Raw genomic sequence first — 15,166 nt, 5'->3', positions numbered from 1 at the left:
CCCATGATCATCCCCACCCATAGCACCGGCCATCTCATCCTCTTCCGTGGCACCGACTGGTGCAACGAGCTCTCGATGGATGAGATCCAGAACGTCATGAGCCGCTGGAACGACTGGGTCGAAGGACTCAAGAACGACGGCCGTCTCATCGCCGCCAGCCCGCTGGAAAACGAGGGCCGCGTCATCACCGGTAAAAACGCGAACGTCGCGGACGGCCCTTTCGCCGAGTCGAAGGAAGCCGTCGGCGGCTATTTCTACGTCAGTACCGGGAGCATCGAGGAAGCCGTGGAGATCGCGAAACAATGCCCCGGCCTGCCCCATGGAATCATCGTGGAGGTCCGCCCGGTCGCCCCGTCCTGCCCCATCGAGCGCATGGCCCTTGAGGAAGCCGCCGCGTCTGTACAGGCGTAGGTCGATATTTCCAAGGAAGCGGCTGGATTGACCAGCCGCTTCCGGTTCGTTTGACTGAAACGGAAATGAAGTTCGTTCCCGTCGTTCTTGTTGCGGTCCTATTGTCCGCTTGCGCCACCAAACCAGCCCCACAACCAAACTTATGGCAGCTGCGACTCTCGCAAGATCCGTCGCTGAAGACGCGGTTGGAAAAGTCCTCGTCACAGATCCGTACGATCCTGCACGCGAAGCGGATACTGGACATCTACGTCCATGCCGTGGAGACGGCTCATGTCGAGCCTGACTATAGCAAGTCCAACACGCCCCGGGTATTGGTCGGGCGAACTTTTTACTTCGCCTTCTCGGACAATCTCCAATTCGCCCAATCCGGAAGTTCCGAAGCCCGCTATTACGTCCGGTTGTCCACCACGACGGATGGGAAGATCTATGGGAGATCGTTCTACCGCACAAACACGCTGCGTCCTTGATCCACCGCCTCCGTGAGCCAGCCCGCCTCAGAAATCCCCCGCCTCACCGACCACCTCTTCCGTCATGAGGCGGGTAAGCTTGTCTCCGCACTAACGGGCATCTTCGGCATCCACCGGCTGCAACTCGCCGAGGACGTGGTGCAGGAGGCGATGGTCCGTGCGCTGCAAACCTGGCCGTATCACGGCATCCCGGATAATCCCGCCGCCTGGCTGATGCAGACGGCGAAACGCCGCGCACTCGATTTGATCCGCCGCGAAAAATTCTTCCACGACAAGCTCCCCGAAATCACCGCCTCTCTCGAACAATGGCCGGACTCCGGTGAGGAGACGCCGCGCTTCGAGGATGAGATCAAGGACGGCCGCCTGCGGCTGATGTTCGCGTGCTGTCATCCGGACATCCCGCAGGATGCGCAAACAGCGCTCGCGTTGAAAACACTCTGCGCCTTCAGCCCCGCCGAGATCGCCAGCGCCTTTCTCACTACCGAGGCAGCCATCGCCAAGCGCCTCACCCGCGCCCGCCAGCGTATTGCCGAGGCGGGCATTCCGTTTGAAATCCCCGCCGGTGAGGAGCTCTCTCCGCGGCTCGATGGCGTGCTGCGCATCCTCTATCTGCTCTTCAATGAAGGCTACAGTGCGTCCAACGGTGACAGCGTGATCCGCGCGGAGCTTTGCCATGAGGCGATCCGCCTCGCCGATGCCCTCATCCAGCATCCCGCCGCCGCGCATCCGCGCATGCACGCCCTGCTGGCGCTCATGTTGCTCAGCGCCGCACGGCTGCCAGCGCGCGAGGACTTGCAGGGAAATATCCTGCTTCTGAGGGATCAGGACCGCTCGCTGTGGGATCGTGGCATGATCGGCCGCGGCCTGCGCCACCTCGCTCTCGCCGCCCGCGGCGATGAGGTGACCGAATACCATCTCCAGGCCGGCATCGCCGCCATCCACAGCACCGCGCCCGATGCCGCCTCCACCCACTGGCCGGGCATCCTCGCCCACTACGACCGCTGGCTGACCATCAGCGATTCCCCGGTGGTCGCGCTCAACCGCGCCGTCGCCAGCGCGGAAGTGCATGGTGCGGAGGCGGGCATCGCCGCGCTGGAACCGATCTGGAAAAGCGGACAACTGGAGCGCTATTACCTCCTGCACGCCGTGCTGGGCGATTTCCAGGAACGCCTCGGCGACCAAGAAGCCGCCGCCGCGTCCTTCACCCGGGCGCTCCAACTCACCGCCGTGAAGGCGGAGCAGCTTTTTCTAACGGATCGCCTGCGGGCCTGCCTCGTCAAATGACTCCAGCCCTCAGACTTCCAGGCCATCCACCCAGGCATCCACGGCCATTTCCGCGGCGGCCACACTGAGCCGCCATCGCTCGTCCTTGAATTCCTCATACTGCGCCCGCACCACGCTGAAACGATCCAACCCGACGAAGCCCAGGACCGTGGCAAGATGGGGCTCCAGGAAATTCAGGTTCGCCATTTCCCCACCGGGCTCGAAACCACCTGCACCCATCGAGGCCACCGCCACCACCGGCTTGCTGGGGATCAGCGGCAGGTAGGGATTCTCTGCTTCAGCCCGGAAGTCGAAGGTGCGACCGACCCGCACGATCTGGTCGAGATACGCCTTCAAGGCCGCAGGCATGCCGAAGTTGTACATCGGCACCCCGATCGCAATCGCATCCGCTCGGAACAACTCATCGATCAATTCGTCGCTTTCGGCGAGCGGCGATGGTCCCTCCACCGGTTTCCCGAATGCGGCGCCGATCCAGGCTTCACTGATGGCTTGCGGCGGATTGCGGCCGAGATCGCGATGAATGACTTCAGCCGACTGCCATCGGCCGCGCCAGCGTTCGGTGAGACGGGCGGTCAGGCTTCGGGTGATGGAACGGTTGGTGCGGGCGCTGGAATCGAGAACAAGGAGTGTCTTCTTCATACGCCTCGAGCTTGCCATCCACACGGATCGGGCGCTTCGTCCCAAAATGTTGAGCTGCTCAACAAAATGTGAGTGGACGGCAAAACGTCCCCGTCACCCTCCACCGCTCCGGGTCTTTCGCGCCAGATGCGCCTGTCCCCACAGCTCCAGTTGATCCATCAATCCGGCCAGCGTCCGTCCGTGCTCGCTGAGATGGTATTCCACCCGCACCGGAATTTCCGGATAGATCGTGCGGATGATCACCTCATCGGCCTCCAGTTGCCGCAGCTGCAACGTCAGCGACTGGGCGCTCGCGCCTTCCAACGCGCACTGGATGTCCGAAAAACGCCGCGGCCGATCCTTCAGTTCCCACAGGATCGACGGTTTCCAGCGTCCTCTCAACACATCCAATGCCGCCCTCACAGGGCATTGATCACGCAGGAAATCGATTGGAGGTGAGTAATCCCGCGCGGCCTTCACGGAAGCATTCTAGCACGCTTCTCTGAAATAGGAACCTCCAACCAGGAGGGCGTATCGAAACTCCTGGCTCTCCCTCTCGATAGAACGCGCAAGGCAGGGTCGAGGCTCCAATGTAGTCGAAAGCTCCGCTTTCGAATCGTCTCTGCCAGCTCCGGTTGGCGGTGGCGGACAGGCCGAACGTCATCCTTTCCCGAAGAGGGAAAGCTGGAGCTTCCCCCCACATCCCGGCGGAGCATCTCAAAAAAAGCGCCCCGGCATGAACCGGAGCGCTTTTGGAAATCAAACTGTCAGGCGGCTTACTTGATCGACGGCACGCCAATCGCCGGATTGGTATCCGCGGCGTAGTCCACGCCTTCCAAGCCGAAGCCGAAGAGACGAAGGAAGCTCGACTGGTAGCCTGCAAAGTCACCCAGCTCACCGAGATTCTCGGTGTTCACTTCCTTCCAACGCTCGCCGACGAGGGACTGCACGGCCGGGGCCATTTCCCAGTCATCCACGCGAATGCGACCGGCTTCGTCCGGCTGCGGGTTGCCGTTGTACATCCGGTCGCGGAACAGGCGATCCATCTGCTCGATGGTGTCCTCGTGCGTACCCTCGTCCTTCATCACCTTGTAGAGGAGGGAAATGTAGAGCGGCACCACCGGGATGGCGGAGCTGGCCTGCGTCACCAACGCCTTGTTCACGGACACCCAGGCCTTGCCCTTGAGCGGTGCGAGCTTGGCATCGAGCTCGCGCTGCACGCGCTCGAGATCTTCCTTGGCCTTGCCAATGGTGCCCTGCTTGTAGATCGGCCAGGTCACTTCCGGCCCGATGTAGGAGTAGGCTACGGTCTGCACGCCTTCGGCCAGCACACCGGCCTCAAGCAGTGCGTCCATCCAGAACATCCAGTCCTCACCGCCCATCACTGCCACGGTCTGCGGGATGTCATCGCCCTGTGCGGGCTCGATGGACACCTCGTTCACCACGCCGGTGTTGGTATTGAGGTTCTTCGCCGAGTAGCTCTGACCGATCGGCTTGAGCACGGACGAGTACACTTCACCAGTCTTCGGATCGGTGCGGCGCGGCGAGGCGAGGCTGTAGACCACGCAATCGACCTGGCCGAGGTCGGCCTTGATGGCGGCGATCACCTCGGCCTTCATCGCATCGGAAAAAGCGTCACCATTGAAGGAGCGGGCGTAGAGGCCGGCGGCGGCGGCTTCCTTCTCGAAAGCGGCGGAATTGTACCAGCCGGCGGTGGCGGGGCGGCTCTCCTCACCCGGTCGCTCGAAGAACACGCCGATGGTGGCGGCATCCGAACCGAAGGCGGCGGCGATGCGGGAGGACAGGCCGTAGCCGGTGGAGGAGCCGATCACGAGCACCTTCTTCGGGCCGTTGGCGATCGGGCCGCGGGATTTGACCACGGCGATCTGGTCTGCCACGTGCTTGGCGCAACCTTCCGGATGGGCGGTGGTGCAGATGAAACCGCGGACCTTGGGAGAAATAATCATGGTGGTGGATCGTGTGTTCGGATCGGACGCCGGACGCGGGAACCCCGCTGCCGTCCGGCTGGACAAATCGTGAACCGCAACGGTGGACACTGTGCAAGCTTTGAACAAGCCGAACCGTCCCGGCATCCTGGCAGCCACGTATTCTATTGACCGTAAATGGGAAGCGTTTCCCGCAAAATCGCCACAATGCGCTCGCGCTCGGGCTTTTTCAGGTATTCGTAGCCAGGCGTTTCCCCGTCCGCCTCCAGTATTCCCCGCAGCCTCTTCACCACCGCCGTTTTCACCCGGACCGGCAACGAGGCGAAAACCTCCGAATAGATCATGTAAGAGCAGCGGTTCTTGAAAAGCTTCGCGCCGAGATGGAAGTCCGCCAGCGAATCGCCTTCGCGGGTGACCGGGAAGCGTTTCATAAACACCGACTGGAATGCCTCGTCTCCTTCCACGCCATCGCCCATCGGTGCGGCATCCTTGAACAAAAGGGCATCCACGATTTTTACAGCGTCATCATCCGCCAGTTTGCCCGCCGTGCCCGTGTCCGGGTCCGCCTTCGGATCGAAAGCCCGTGCCATCCAGCTCATCCGCCGATGGCGGTAGGACGCGGAGGTCATGAGGTTATAGAGCTGGCATTGGTGCTCCAGCACCAGCAGCGCCACGATGTCGCTGGTGGCCCGCGGATATTTCACGGGATCGAGGGACTGGTCCACCCGATCGAGTTGCACGGCCTCCGTGGGCGGCTGTGGCGTCTCACCGCGACGGAAAAAGCGGTTCCCCAGATGCGGCAGCGAACTACGGCCGGTCACGTAGTAGCCACCCCAGCGTTGCTCCAGCGGCGTCGTGGCGTTCACATCCGTGCTGCCGAATTCCAACAAGGGCCGCCCGTCCGCATCGGCGAAGACCGAGCGCACCATCACGCCCGGGACGTCCAGCGTGCGCGCCGTGCCATGACACGACAAGCAATCCGAAGTCTGGCGATGCATCACCGGCACTTTCACCTCACCGCCGAGATCGATGGTCCGGTAAACGGGGCCCAGCACGGAATCATGGGCGATGATCTCCATCTGCCCGCCCGGCACGTATCCGGCGTAGGCATTCTCGGAGAAATACAGCGCCCGCGGATTCCCCGGATCGATCAGCGGGTTCTGCTTGCTGGTCTTCGAGAATACCAGCACCTGCGATTCCACCGGGATCTTCAGCAGCACGAGCACCTCCTTCATCCGTTCCAGCGGCGTGGTGGCGGTGAGTTTCAGCGACCCGTCCGCCAGCGCCTGACCAAGCGTTCCCGCCGGGTCCTTCGCCGCCGCCTTCGAGTAATCAATCGGTGGCTGCTCCCACACGTCCAATGCGGACGACACAGCCGTGACAAGCCCCAAGCCGAGCCAGACACCCGCTCCTTCCCTGCCCCATCCTCGGAACCGCTTTATCCAGTGCGCCAGCAAAACCGCCATGGATACGGCCTGTATTTCCCACCGCTTTCACTCGCATTACGATACTTGCCCTTCCACCACCGGTGAACGCCTGAAGGCCCTCCACGCCAGCAATGCCGCTGCCAGCGATACCAGCCCGGCCATGAAAAACGGCAGTCCGGGAATGCCGAAGGAATGCTTCGGGTCGATCGCCACGGAGAACAAGGAGGTCCACACCAAAGGCGCGAGGATGCCGGACACGCTGGTGATGCTGTTGAGCGCGCCTTGCACCGCCCCCTGCTCGTCCGCAGGCACGGCCCGGGAAATGATCGACTGCGTGGCCGGAGACCCGATGCCCGCCAGCGATCCGATGACAATGATTCCGTAAACCATCCAGCCGAGCGGAGCCGCGCCGTAGCAGGTCATCGCCACCGCCATCGCAATCAAGCCCACGAAGACTCCACGCCTCTCGCCGATCACCTTGAGAATCCGCGATGCCAATCCGCCCTGCACGATCGCCGCGAGCACGCCGACCAAGGCCAGCGAGATCCCCACCTGGCGGCTTTCCCAGCCATAGCGATGGCCGGTGTAGAGCACCCACAGGCATGGGTAGATATTCCCCGCGAGCATCGTGAGGAAATGTGTGCCCGCCAGCGCGGACACCAGCGGCCAGCGTGTCAGGGCGTGCAGCGCCTTCAAGGGATGCGCGCTTTCCCAGTGAAACGGCCGGCGGTTTTCCGGCGCCAGGGATTCGGGGAGGACGAAGGCACCATACAGCCAGTTCAGCAAGGTGATCCCCGCCGCCACCAGGAATGGCACCCGCAGGCCGTAGTGCCCGAGGACACCTCCGATTGCCGGACCGGCAATGAATCCCAGCCCGAAAGCCGCACCGATCATCCCGAAGCCCGCCGCGCGCTTTTCCGGTGGCGTCACATCCGCGATGTAGGCGCTGGCTGCGGAGAAATTCGCCGCCGTGATCCCGGAGACCGCGCGGGCCAGATACAGCCAGCCGATGGTCGGCGCCCATGCCAGCACCAGATAGTCGATCCCGGAACCGAGCAGTGAAAACAGAATGACCGGGCGCCGCCCGAAACGATCCGAAAGGCTCCCCAGCACCGGCGAGAACAGGAACTGCATCAGCGCATACAGCGCGCCAAGCCAGCCGACCGAATGCGCCGCCGCCTGCACGTCTCCGCCCTGGAGCTGCTCCACCAGTTTCGGCAGCACCGGCACGATCACCCCGATCCCGAAAATATCGAGGAACAGCGTGATGAAGATGAAAATGATCGCGGGCTTCGGGCGGGCCATGCGCGGACGATACCCGCCACGATTCGGAGGGGAAGAAGGCACTGGATTTTTTAGCCGCAAAGAAGCGCAAAAGACGCAAAAGACGCAAAAAGGAAGAGGTATTGGCGTCGATCCGTTCGTCTCCCTGGAACGAGAACACTGGAAACCAAGCCAAAGCCTCCTCTGGAGACTCTCCTCAGATGAAGCTCCAACTCCTCACTTCGCCACCATGTCCGCCATCCGCCGCATCCAATCCATGAAGTGGGGCGAGACATACGGGCCGTAGAACGACATGGCCCGGGATTCGTATTTCGTATAGTCGAAGTAGTGCTGCGGGACCACATAGCCGATGTAGTCACCATTGAAGCTTGTCACGGTGGCATGATAGCCGCGCAGTTCCAGCGGGGCCTTCAGGTCGAGCGCCAGTTCGCCACTGAAATCGCACGGCGTCGAGAACCACAGCCCGTCGCCGAGGCGCACCACCTGCAGATACGTCTGCTGCTCCACCGGGATCAATCTGCTGGTCACCGTCGGCCGCAAACACCATGTATCCGTCACCCGCACCTGCGATTCCGGAAGACCCAGATCGAGCCCGAAGGCACCCAGCGTCGTTTCCGATTCCAGCTTTGTTTCCGGCAGCCGTTTCAGGAGATCATCCGCCAAGGCTTCCCCCATCTTCCGCGCCCCCTCGAAATCCCGGTAGCCGTATTCCGGCCCATGGCTGCCCACCGCACCTGCCATGTACATCGCGAAACCGCCGGTCTTTTCCTCGATACGACGTTCCCAGTAGCCGGGATAATCCGCGCTGAGCTTCATATTCTCGCCGGACAGGCAGGTCGCATGGGCATTGTAGACGCCGATCACCCCCGTGGTACCACCCTGCTGCTTGAGAAGCAGATAGCTGAACTCGTCATCGACGCGGCCCCAGGTCTTCGCCAGACGGTTCCGCACGTAGTCCGGCTCGTGAAAGCGCCCGCCGCCCAGCGAGGCCGGTTCCATGTGCCCGAGCGCATCGTCCGCCGCCGTGACCAACTGCCGCACGAACCACTTCGGGATGCCCGCGTTGTATCCTCCGCTGAAGGCCTCCGAAATCGGGTCCGGTCCCCAGCCGCCTATCCCGCTGTGGGTATGCGTGGCGGAGAAGTAGATCTCCTCGCGCTTCAGGCCATGCCTGGCGGAAAGCTCCTTCACCACCGCGTCCGAGACATCATGCGGGATGATCAGGGCATCCAACCGCAACATCACCAGCCTGCGGCCGCTCACCTCCATGGCCACCGCCTTCGCCCACAGGTCATCGTGGATGCCCTCGGTCGGCTTGTCGCCGCGGGAATTGTAGCCCGCCATCGGCAGCCATTTGAATTTCCCCTGTTCCGGATCATCCTCCGCCGCCCTGAGTTCGGGCGAGAGCCGCGCCTTACCAAAGCCCGCCTTGAGCGCACCGGTTCCCGGTCGATAGGTCTTCACGCTTTCTTCGAAATGCCGCCGGGTCTCCTCATGATAATGAGTCGTGAAATACGGCTCGCGGTCCACTGGCTTCACGCTGACCACCACCAGCAGGGCGACGACCGCCACCCCATACAACGCCAACCGTCCGAGCCGCGCCAAGCATCCGCGCCGCGGTTTGCCGGATGGTTCATTCCCTTGCTCTTCCAAGCCGCTGCTCACTGCCCGGCATCCTTTCTCCGGGGGCCGTTTCCTGTCCACCGCAAACCCATGAAATGCACGAAGCCGCCTTGATTTCCGGGCAAGACGCAGCAGCCTGGTGTCATGCCCGCCGCGCCGCTTTCCGAACCGACCTTGCAAGGGCTGATCCTCCAGTTCCACGGCCTGTTGGAGAGCCATCCCGACTGTCCTTCGGAAAAGGAGATCCAGGATGTCTGCGACACCCTCTATGCCGCTAGCCTGTTGAAGGAGGAAGGCCGCTCCGTCCGCACCCGCGTGATGCTCGCACCACCCGATGCATTCGCCGATGCCGATGGCCCTCCCGATGGCATCCACGCCGTGCGCTTCACCGTTCCCGCGAAACTGACGGCGAATGAAATCAAGCGCCTCAGCCCCGCCGCCAGTTTCTTCCACTCGGTGGTCGCGGTGTGGCCGGACCGTGACAAAGGCCTGCGCATCTGGGGCATCCTCAATACCGGTCCGCGCTGGATGAACCTCGTCGCCGGCGGTCGCAAGCCACTGGGCAACGATGTCCCCTACCCGATCATCCACGTCCGCGATCCCGGCTGGCTGCTATTCTACGAGGGCTATGGCCTGATCGCGGAGTGGCGCGGACGCGAATTCCACGGACCGCGCATGGATGTTTTCCAGTCCCGCCTGCTCAGCGACCGCTTCGCCCACCTGCGCCGCGGCCTCGTCTCCGAGTTCGATCCCGGCTGCCTCGTGCCCACCTTGGATGACGAGTCCTATGCCGAACTCGCGCACCTGATCTCGCTCCAGTTCGTGAAGCGGATCATCAATCTTGTCCGCACCAGCGGCCACGGCGGAAGCCTCGTCTTCCTGCCTGCGGGCGAGGAAGGCATCGAGACCGCCACCCGCTGGATCGATTGCAAATACTCCGCCATGCCGGATGTGGCGGGCATGCGCTTCCGCAAACTGCTCCAGGCGATCATCCGCCGTGTGGGGCAACTCTGCACGGAGAACTCCACCGTAGAGGACGCGTGGCATGTCTTCCGCAACAGCCGCGATCCGGAACTGGACCGGCTGGAAGAAGCCTTCTTCGAACTGGCACGATTCTTCTCGGACATGATGCAGGTGGATGGTGCCCTCGTCATTGACCAGCGGCTGTGCGTCATCGGCTTCGGTGGCGAGATCCGCGTGGACCGGAACGTCTTTCAGGTCGGACAAGCGCACGATCTCGATGGCACCCACGTCAGCAGTTGGAACGTGCAGAACGACGGCACGCGGCACCGCGCGGTGTACCGGCTGTGCTCCGTGGAGCCATCGGTGATCGGTTTCGTCATCTCCCAGGACAGCCACGTGCGGATGATTGCCAGCCTGGGCGATGCCGTGACCTTCTGGGCGCACACGGTGGTGTGATTTCTTGTAGCTGGAGTCGTAAGACTTCAGGCTGGGAGGATTCCCACAGGAGTGACGGGGCTGGTTTCTTCTTAACTACCGGCAGCGATGTGGAAGGTCATCGGAAGAAAACTGATCTCATGGGATACGGGTGAACCCACCCCGCCCGAAGTCTCACGACTCCGGCTACGATGATCCTCAGATCAGGATTGCGCCCAGCCTGCGGATATCCGCATGAATGAACTCATGTCCGAAGCCCTTCCCGCCTCTCTCGTCGAACGCGTCCTGGAAAAGCTTGGCTTCCACCAGTATCCGGAAATCAGCCTCGCGGGATTGACTCCGCTTTACGCCGCATGGGGCCGTCACATCCCTTTCGACAATGTGCGGAAGATGATCCACATCCGCGAGCGCAATCCCGGGCCTCTGCCCGGCAGCGATCCGGTGGACTACTTCGAGACCTGGCTCACGCACGGTACCGGCGGCACCTGCTGGGCGGGTGCGGGTCCGCTGCACGCGTTCCTTTCCTCCCTCGGCTACACGGCAATCCGGGGCATCGGCACGATGATGGCCGCACCGGTCCTGCCACCCAACCACGGGACGGTGACCGTGACTTTCGATGGCAGGCGCTACCTGGTTGATTCCGCCATGCTCTGCGGGGAGCCGCTGCTGATCGATCCGGAAATCGAAACCGTCATCCCCCATCCCGCGTGGGGCCTGAAGGTGGCCATGAAGGAGGGACGCTTCCACGTTGGATGGCGGCCACTTCACAAGACGGATGGCTTCGAGTGCCGTCTCGAAACCTTCGAGGCCACCGATGCCGAGTTCCAGGACATGCACGAACGCACCCGCCCATGGAGTCCCTTCAATCACGAGCTCACCATCCGCATCAACCGGGGCGAGGAAGTCGTGGGCATGGCTTTCGGCAATCTCATCACCTTCCGTGCGGATGGCACCGTGACCCGGGAGCCCGCCACTCCGGAAACCCGCCGCCATCTGCTGCTGGAAACCATCGGTCTCAGCGAGGAAATCGTGGACCGGCTGCCACCGGACGAACCGACGCCACCCCCTCCGGGTTCACGCACGGCGCTCGCACAGGAGGAGGCCGGACCAGGCAATGGCTGACCGATCAGCCCTTTTTCACCGCCGTCACCACGCCCTTTACGACCGTGAAATTCAGGCGGTCGGTGCGGTAATCCATCGTCACCGGCCGCGTCTGGCCATCGATCGAAATCACCCGGTGGGGAATCTTCGCATGATCGGCCAAGTCCTCCGCTTCCTTGAGCGGCAGGCCGATCAGGGTTGCGGGCACGGCTGCGTCCGGCAACGGCTTCGCGGGCTGGGAGGTTTCCGGTGCGGCCTTGTTCGAATCCCGCTGGCAGGAGGCCAGCAGCAGCAATGGTGTCACGATGACCCACAAGAACTTCATCACGGCACCCTCGCGGTGGTCGTTCCGGAAGTCAAGATGTCGCGGGCATTCATCTTTTGCGAGACACCGCCGGACCACTGCGTATTCATGGTCTCATGCTCCGTTCCCTCTGCCTCCACGCCATGGCTCTCCTGACCGGCGCCTCCATCGCTGCCGCGGAAGAACCTGCCAAACCGGCATCCCGCCTTTACGAACTGCGCACCTACCACGCCGAACCCGGCAAACTGGACGCGCTCAATGCCCGCTTCCGCGACCACACCCTCGCGCTTTTCACCAAGCACGGGATGACCAACGTCGGCTACTGGACACCGAAGGACAATCCGGACAACCTGCTGATCTACCTCCTCTCATTCCCTGACAAGGAATCCCGCGACAAGGCGTGGAAGGAATTCGGCGCGGACCCGGACTGGAAGGCCGCCCAGACCGCCTCCGAGGCGAATGGCAAGCTGGTCGGCAAAATCGAAAGCCGCCTGCTCACTCCCACCGATTTCTCGTCGGAACCAAAAGGTATCCCGAAGCCGACCGGCAAGGAGTCCGCGCACCTTTTCGAACTGCGCACCTACACCGCCACCCCCAACAATCTGCCTCTGCTGTTGAAGCGCTTCCGCGAGCACACCGTGAAACTCTTCGAACGCCACGGCATCACCAACTTCCTCTACACCACCCCGGCCAGCGGTGATCCGGGTGCGGACAACACGCTGGTCTATCTGATCCAGCACGCCTCCGCCGACACCCAGGTGAAATCATGGGCGGACTTCCGCGCCGATCCGGAATGGGTAAAGGTGAAAGCGGATTCGGAGAAAGCGGGTGGAGGTTCGCTGACCGTCCTGCCGGATGGGGTGAAGTCCGTCCTGCTGGTACCGACCGACTATTCGCCGGTGAAGTAAGCACCCGCGGAATCCTGCGACCTCGGAGAAGGGCGCGCCAAACGCCTGATTCCGCCTAGCTGCGACTCACTGAAACAGGTGTGCCGCGGTCCACCCATTCATAAAAGCAGCGTGCGGCGTTCTTGCCACTGAGCGGCATGCGGATGCAACCGTGGGATGCTGGATAAGAGGGCACCGAACTGAAGCCGTGGATGAACACATGACCGTTGATCTGTACGGCCCACGGCATCGGCGCATTGTTGAAGAGCCGGGAGTAGTGCATCCGCTCCTTGTCCGGTCCGGCCTTGAATTCCCCGGCGGGCGTGGAGCGCCCGCTGCGGCCGGAGCTGATGTGGGTTTGCAGGACGAGCCGGTTGCCCTGCCACGCGCGCAGCCGCTGGCGTTTCAGGCTCACCTCCACCCGCTTCGGCGCCACCGTCACGGTGAAGTGCCGGGTCCACGACCAAACCTGGAGTTCACCGGGCAGTTCGCCGGGCAGAATCACGGCTCCGGCATCCACCAGCAGCGGCACCGGAATGAGATCGGCCCCGTAGAACGCGCGTGAGCCGGACTTCGGGGGAATCGATATGCCGTTGAGCTTCACGGTTCCCTTTTTCTTGTCCCGCTCCACCTTCCAACCGAGACGCCGCGCGGTCTCATTGAGCGGCAGGTAGATCACCGGATTCCGATCAAAGGTGATCGCATCGACCACAGCCGCGCCCACCGGAGAGGCGGCAAGCAGAGCAACGGCACCAAGGGCCAACCGGATACTCCGATGGATCATCGGACGGACGGAACGACCCGGATGCTTTTGCACGTTGGAACATTACAGCAGGCCGCTGTAAATCGGAAGTCCCAAGTTTGCAACGGTTTCGATTCCCTAGACAAATCCCGGCACCGGGGGCATTGGGAACAGGAACGTTCGGAACGGACGCACGACATGGCCCTCATCGACACATTCCTCAAGCTCATGGTGGAGAAACGCGCCGAGCGGCTGGTGCTCGTTTCGGATACCGTACCTTACCTGCTGAAAGCCGGCGAAACGCTCCCGCTATCCATGCCGCCGCTCGGCGAGGAGATCCTCAAACGGCTGTCCTCGGAGATCAGCGGTGACTCCCCTCCCGATGGCGGCAAGCCGCGCCGCGAAGGCACTTTCCGCGCCACAGACGGCTCGGAGTTCGGCTACTTCATTGATTCGTCCGATCCGCACCGGATCGAGGTCCAGACCTTGGACGCGCCACCTCCCGTGGAAAATCCGGTGATCGAGGAAGCCGTGGCCCGGGCCATGGCGAAACCCGCACCCTCCTCAGAAGAGTCCGCGCCGTTGACGACCACCTCCGGCACGCAGCCGGATCCCGATCTGCTCCTCACCATCGACAAGGCGGTGGCGATGGAAGCATCGGACATTTTCCTATCCTCGGGAAAGCCTCCGCGAGCCCGGGTGAAAGGACTCATCACCCGCATCGATGCCTATCCGCCGCAGTCCGCGGAAATCCTGCGACTGCTTCCGGATGAAGAAATACGACGCGATTTCGAAAAGGCCGGAAGTACGGACTTCGCAGTACGCTGGGAATTGCCGGGAGGCAGCCGTCGTTTCCGCATCAATGTCTTCCGCCACCTCGATGGCGTGGCCGCCGCCGTGCGTCCGATCCGCCAGCGCATTCCCACGCTCGCGGAGCTGAATCTTCCCGATTCGCTGCTCGATCTGGTTTCATTCCATGGCGGACTGGTATTGGTCACCGGCACCTCCGGTTCGGGCAAATCAACGACACTTGCCGCGCTGATCGATCACCTCAACCGCTCGCGCCCGCGTCATGTGATCACCATCGAGGACCCCATCGAGTTCGAACACCGCGAGGTCCAGTGCCTCATCCACCAGCGCGAGGTGGGCGCGGATGTGGAGAGCTTCAGCAGCGGTCTGCGCGCCGCATTGCGCGAGAATCCGGATGTGATCCTGCTGGGAGAACTGCGCGACCTCGACACCATTTCCGCCGCGCTGACGGCTGCGGAGACGGGCCATCTCGTGCTCGGTACACTTCATTCCGGCAGCGCGAGTTCGGCGGTGAACCGGATCATCGATGTCTTCCCGGGACACCAGCAATCGCACGTACGCGCACAGCTTGCCGCCTCGCTGCGTGCCGTGGTCTCGCAGCGTCTGGTGCCCACCCGCAGCGGTGCGATGATCCCCGTTCTGGAAAAGATGCTGGTCACTCCGGCTGTCGCCAATGGCATACGCGAAGGCCATGAACACTACCTGCGCAACGCCATGCTCACAGGCAGCGATGAAGGCATGATCACCTTGGAACGCTCGCTCTCCGCTTTCGTCCGAAAAGGCACGATCGATCTCGATACCGCCATGCGCCACGCTGCGGATCAGAAGGCGCTGATGCATCAGTTGGAGTAGCAGGAGGCAGCC

15 protein-coding genes are annotated in these 15,166 nt (G+C 62.6%); 7 read left to right on the top strand and 8 right to left on the bottom strand.

The annotated features are described in order from the left end of the window. Window positions 1-3: 3 nt before the first annotated feature. The 3 genes from KBB96_RS03895 to KBB96_RS03885 all read left to right on the top strand — a co-directional run bounded on the left by KBB96_RS03895 (window position 4) and on the right by KBB96_RS03885 (window position 2,162). Window positions 4-411 carry a YciI family protein gene (locus tag KBB96_RS03895; protein ID WP_211632506.1) on the top strand — a complete coding sequence of 136 codons (408 nt, stop codon included), beginning with the start codon at window positions 4-6 and terminating at the stop codon, window positions 409-411. 185 nt (window positions 412-596) lie between these two features. Next, window positions 597-878 carry a hypothetical protein gene (locus KBB96_RS03890; RefSeq protein ID WP_211632503.1) on the top strand — a complete coding sequence of 94 codons (282 nt, stop codon included), beginning with the start codon at window positions 597-599 and terminating at the stop codon, window positions 876-878. 12 nt (window positions 879-890) lie between these two features. Next, the gene (locus KBB96_RS03885) at window positions 891-2,162 is read left to right on the top strand and encodes an RNA polymerase sigma factor (protein ID WP_211632500.1); all 1,272 of its coding nucleotides are present in this window, start codon (window positions 891-893) and stop codon (window positions 2,160-2,162) included. Between the two features lie 9 nt (window positions 2,163-2,171). Here KBB96_RS03885 and KBB96_RS03880 read toward each other — a convergent pair whose 3' ends face one another. The 6 genes from KBB96_RS03880 to KBB96_RS03855 form a co-directional block, all read right to left on the bottom strand. Beyond that, entirely contained in the window at window positions 2,172-2,801 is a 630-nt protein-coding gene (locus KBB96_RS03880) for an FMN-dependent NADH-azoreductase (protein WP_211632497.1), read from the bottom strand. Between the two features lie 93 nt (window positions 2,802-2,894). Further along, window positions 2,895-3,203, bottom strand: a complete 309-nt coding sequence (locus tag KBB96_RS03875; protein ID WP_211632494.1) for a winged helix-turn-helix transcriptional regulator — start codon at window positions 3,201-3,203, stop codon at window positions 2,895-2,897. Window positions 3,204-3,556: 353 nt separating this feature from the next. After that, a complete protein-coding gene (fabV, locus tag KBB96_RS03870) occupies window positions 3,557-4,747 on the bottom strand; it encodes an enoyl-ACP reductase FabV (protein ID WP_211632492.1) in 1,191 nt (396 codons plus the stop codon). Window positions 4,748-4,890: 143 nt separating this feature from the next. After that, a complete protein-coding gene (locus KBB96_RS03865; protein ID WP_211632489.1) occupies window positions 4,891-6,099 on the bottom strand; it encodes a hypothetical protein in 1,209 nt (402 codons plus the stop codon). Between the two features lie 129 nt (window positions 6,100-6,228). After that, window positions 6,229-7,458: a TCR/Tet family MFS transporter gene (locus KBB96_RS03860; protein WP_211632486.1), complete on the bottom strand. Its 1,230-nt coding sequence runs from the start codon at window positions 7,456-7,458 to the stop codon at window positions 6,229-6,231. A 195-nt stretch (window positions 7,459-7,653) separates the two neighbouring features. Continuing rightward, the gene (locus KBB96_RS03855) at window positions 7,654-9,042 is read right to left on the bottom strand and encodes a neutral/alkaline non-lysosomal ceramidase N-terminal domain-containing protein (protein ID WP_211632484.1); all 1,389 of its coding nucleotides are present in this window, start codon (window positions 9,040-9,042) and stop codon (window positions 7,654-7,656) included. A gap of 162 nt (window positions 9,043-9,204) precedes the next feature. On the opposite strand from KBB96_RS03855, the gene KBB96_RS03850 reads away from it, so the two are divergent. Beyond that, window positions 9,205-10,479, top strand: coding sequence for a putative sensor domain DACNV-containing protein (locus KBB96_RS03850; protein ID WP_211632482.1), 1,275 nt, complete (start codon window positions 9,205-9,207; stop codon window positions 10,477-10,479). A gap of 225 nt (window positions 10,480-10,704) precedes the next feature. Further along, entirely contained in the window at window positions 10,705-11,580 is an 876-nt protein-coding gene (locus KBB96_RS03845) for an arylamine N-acetyltransferase family protein (protein WP_211632480.1), read from the top strand. 4 nt (window positions 11,581-11,584) lie between these two features. Here the strand turns inward: KBB96_RS03845 and KBB96_RS03840 are convergent, their stop codons facing one another. After that, the gene (locus KBB96_RS03840; protein WP_211632478.1) at window positions 11,585-11,887 is read right to left on the bottom strand and encodes a hypothetical protein; all 303 of its coding nucleotides are present in this window, start codon (window positions 11,885-11,887) and stop codon (window positions 11,585-11,587) included. A gap of 92 nt (window positions 11,888-11,979) precedes the next feature. Between KBB96_RS03840 and KBB96_RS03835 the strand changes: the two genes are divergently transcribed. Next, window positions 11,980-12,771, top strand: coding sequence for an NIPSNAP family protein (locus tag KBB96_RS03835; protein ID WP_211632477.1), 792 nt, complete (start codon window positions 11,980-11,982; stop codon window positions 12,769-12,771). 55 nt (window positions 12,772-12,826) lie between these two features. Here the strand turns inward: KBB96_RS03835 and KBB96_RS03830 are convergent, their stop codons facing one another. Next, entirely contained in the window at window positions 12,827-13,534 is a 708-nt protein-coding gene (locus KBB96_RS03830) for a L,D-transpeptidase (protein ID WP_211632475.1), read from the bottom strand. Between the two features lie 156 nt (window positions 13,535-13,690). Here KBB96_RS03830 and KBB96_RS03825 point away from each other — a divergent pair, with 156 nt between their 5' ends. Beyond that, window positions 13,691-15,154, top strand: a complete 1,464-nt coding sequence (locus KBB96_RS03825; protein ID WP_211632473.1) for a type IV pilus twitching motility protein PilT — start codon at window positions 13,691-13,693, stop codon at window positions 15,152-15,154. Window positions 15,155-15,166: the final 12 nt, after the last annotated feature.

The organism is Luteolibacter ambystomatis (genome assembly GCF_018137965.1).
Taxonomy (GTDB): Bacteria; Verrucomicrobiota; Verrucomicrobiia; order Verrucomicrobiales; family Akkermansiaceae; genus Luteolibacter; species Luteolibacter ambystomatis.
This window is presented reverse-complemented; position numbering and strand designations above follow the sequence as displayed.

What these genes read in the sequence shown, in the direction of transcription:
- KBB96_RS03895 (WP_211632506.1), top strand. Translation starts at nt 4, where the DNA reads ATGATCATCCCCACCCATAGCACCGGCCATCTCATCCTCTTCCGTGGC.
- KBB96_RS03880 (WP_211632497.1), bottom strand. Translation starts at nt 2,801, where the DNA reads ATGAAGAAGACACTCCTTGTTCTCGATTCCAGCGCCCGCACCAACCGT.
- fabV (WP_211632492.1), bottom strand. Translation starts at nt 4,747, where the DNA reads ATGATTATTTCTCCCAAGGTCCGCGGTTTCATCTGCACCACCGCCCAT.
- KBB96_RS03860 (WP_211632486.1), bottom strand. Translation starts at nt 7,458, where the DNA reads ATGGCCCGCCCGAAGCCCGCGATCATTTTCATCTTCATCACGCTGTTC.
- KBB96_RS03850 (WP_211632482.1), top strand. Translation starts at nt 9,205, where the DNA reads ATGCCCGCCGCGCCGCTTTCCGAACCGACCTTGCAAGGGCTGATCCTC.
- KBB96_RS03845 (WP_211632480.1), top strand. Translation starts at nt 10,705, where the DNA reads ATGTCCGAAGCCCTTCCCGCCTCTCTCGTCGAACGCGTCCTGGAAAAG.
- KBB96_RS03835 (WP_211632477.1), top strand. Translation starts at nt 11,980, where the DNA reads ATGCTCCGTTCCCTCTGCCTCCACGCCATGGCTCTCCTGACCGGCGCC.
- KBB96_RS03830 (WP_211632475.1), bottom strand. Translation starts at nt 13,534, where the DNA reads ATGATCCATCGGAGTATCCGGTTGGCCCTTGGTGCCGTTGCTCTGCTT.
- KBB96_RS03825 (WP_211632473.1), top strand. Translation starts at nt 13,691, where the DNA reads ATGGCCCTCATCGACACATTCCTCAAGCTCATGGTGGAGAAACGCGCC.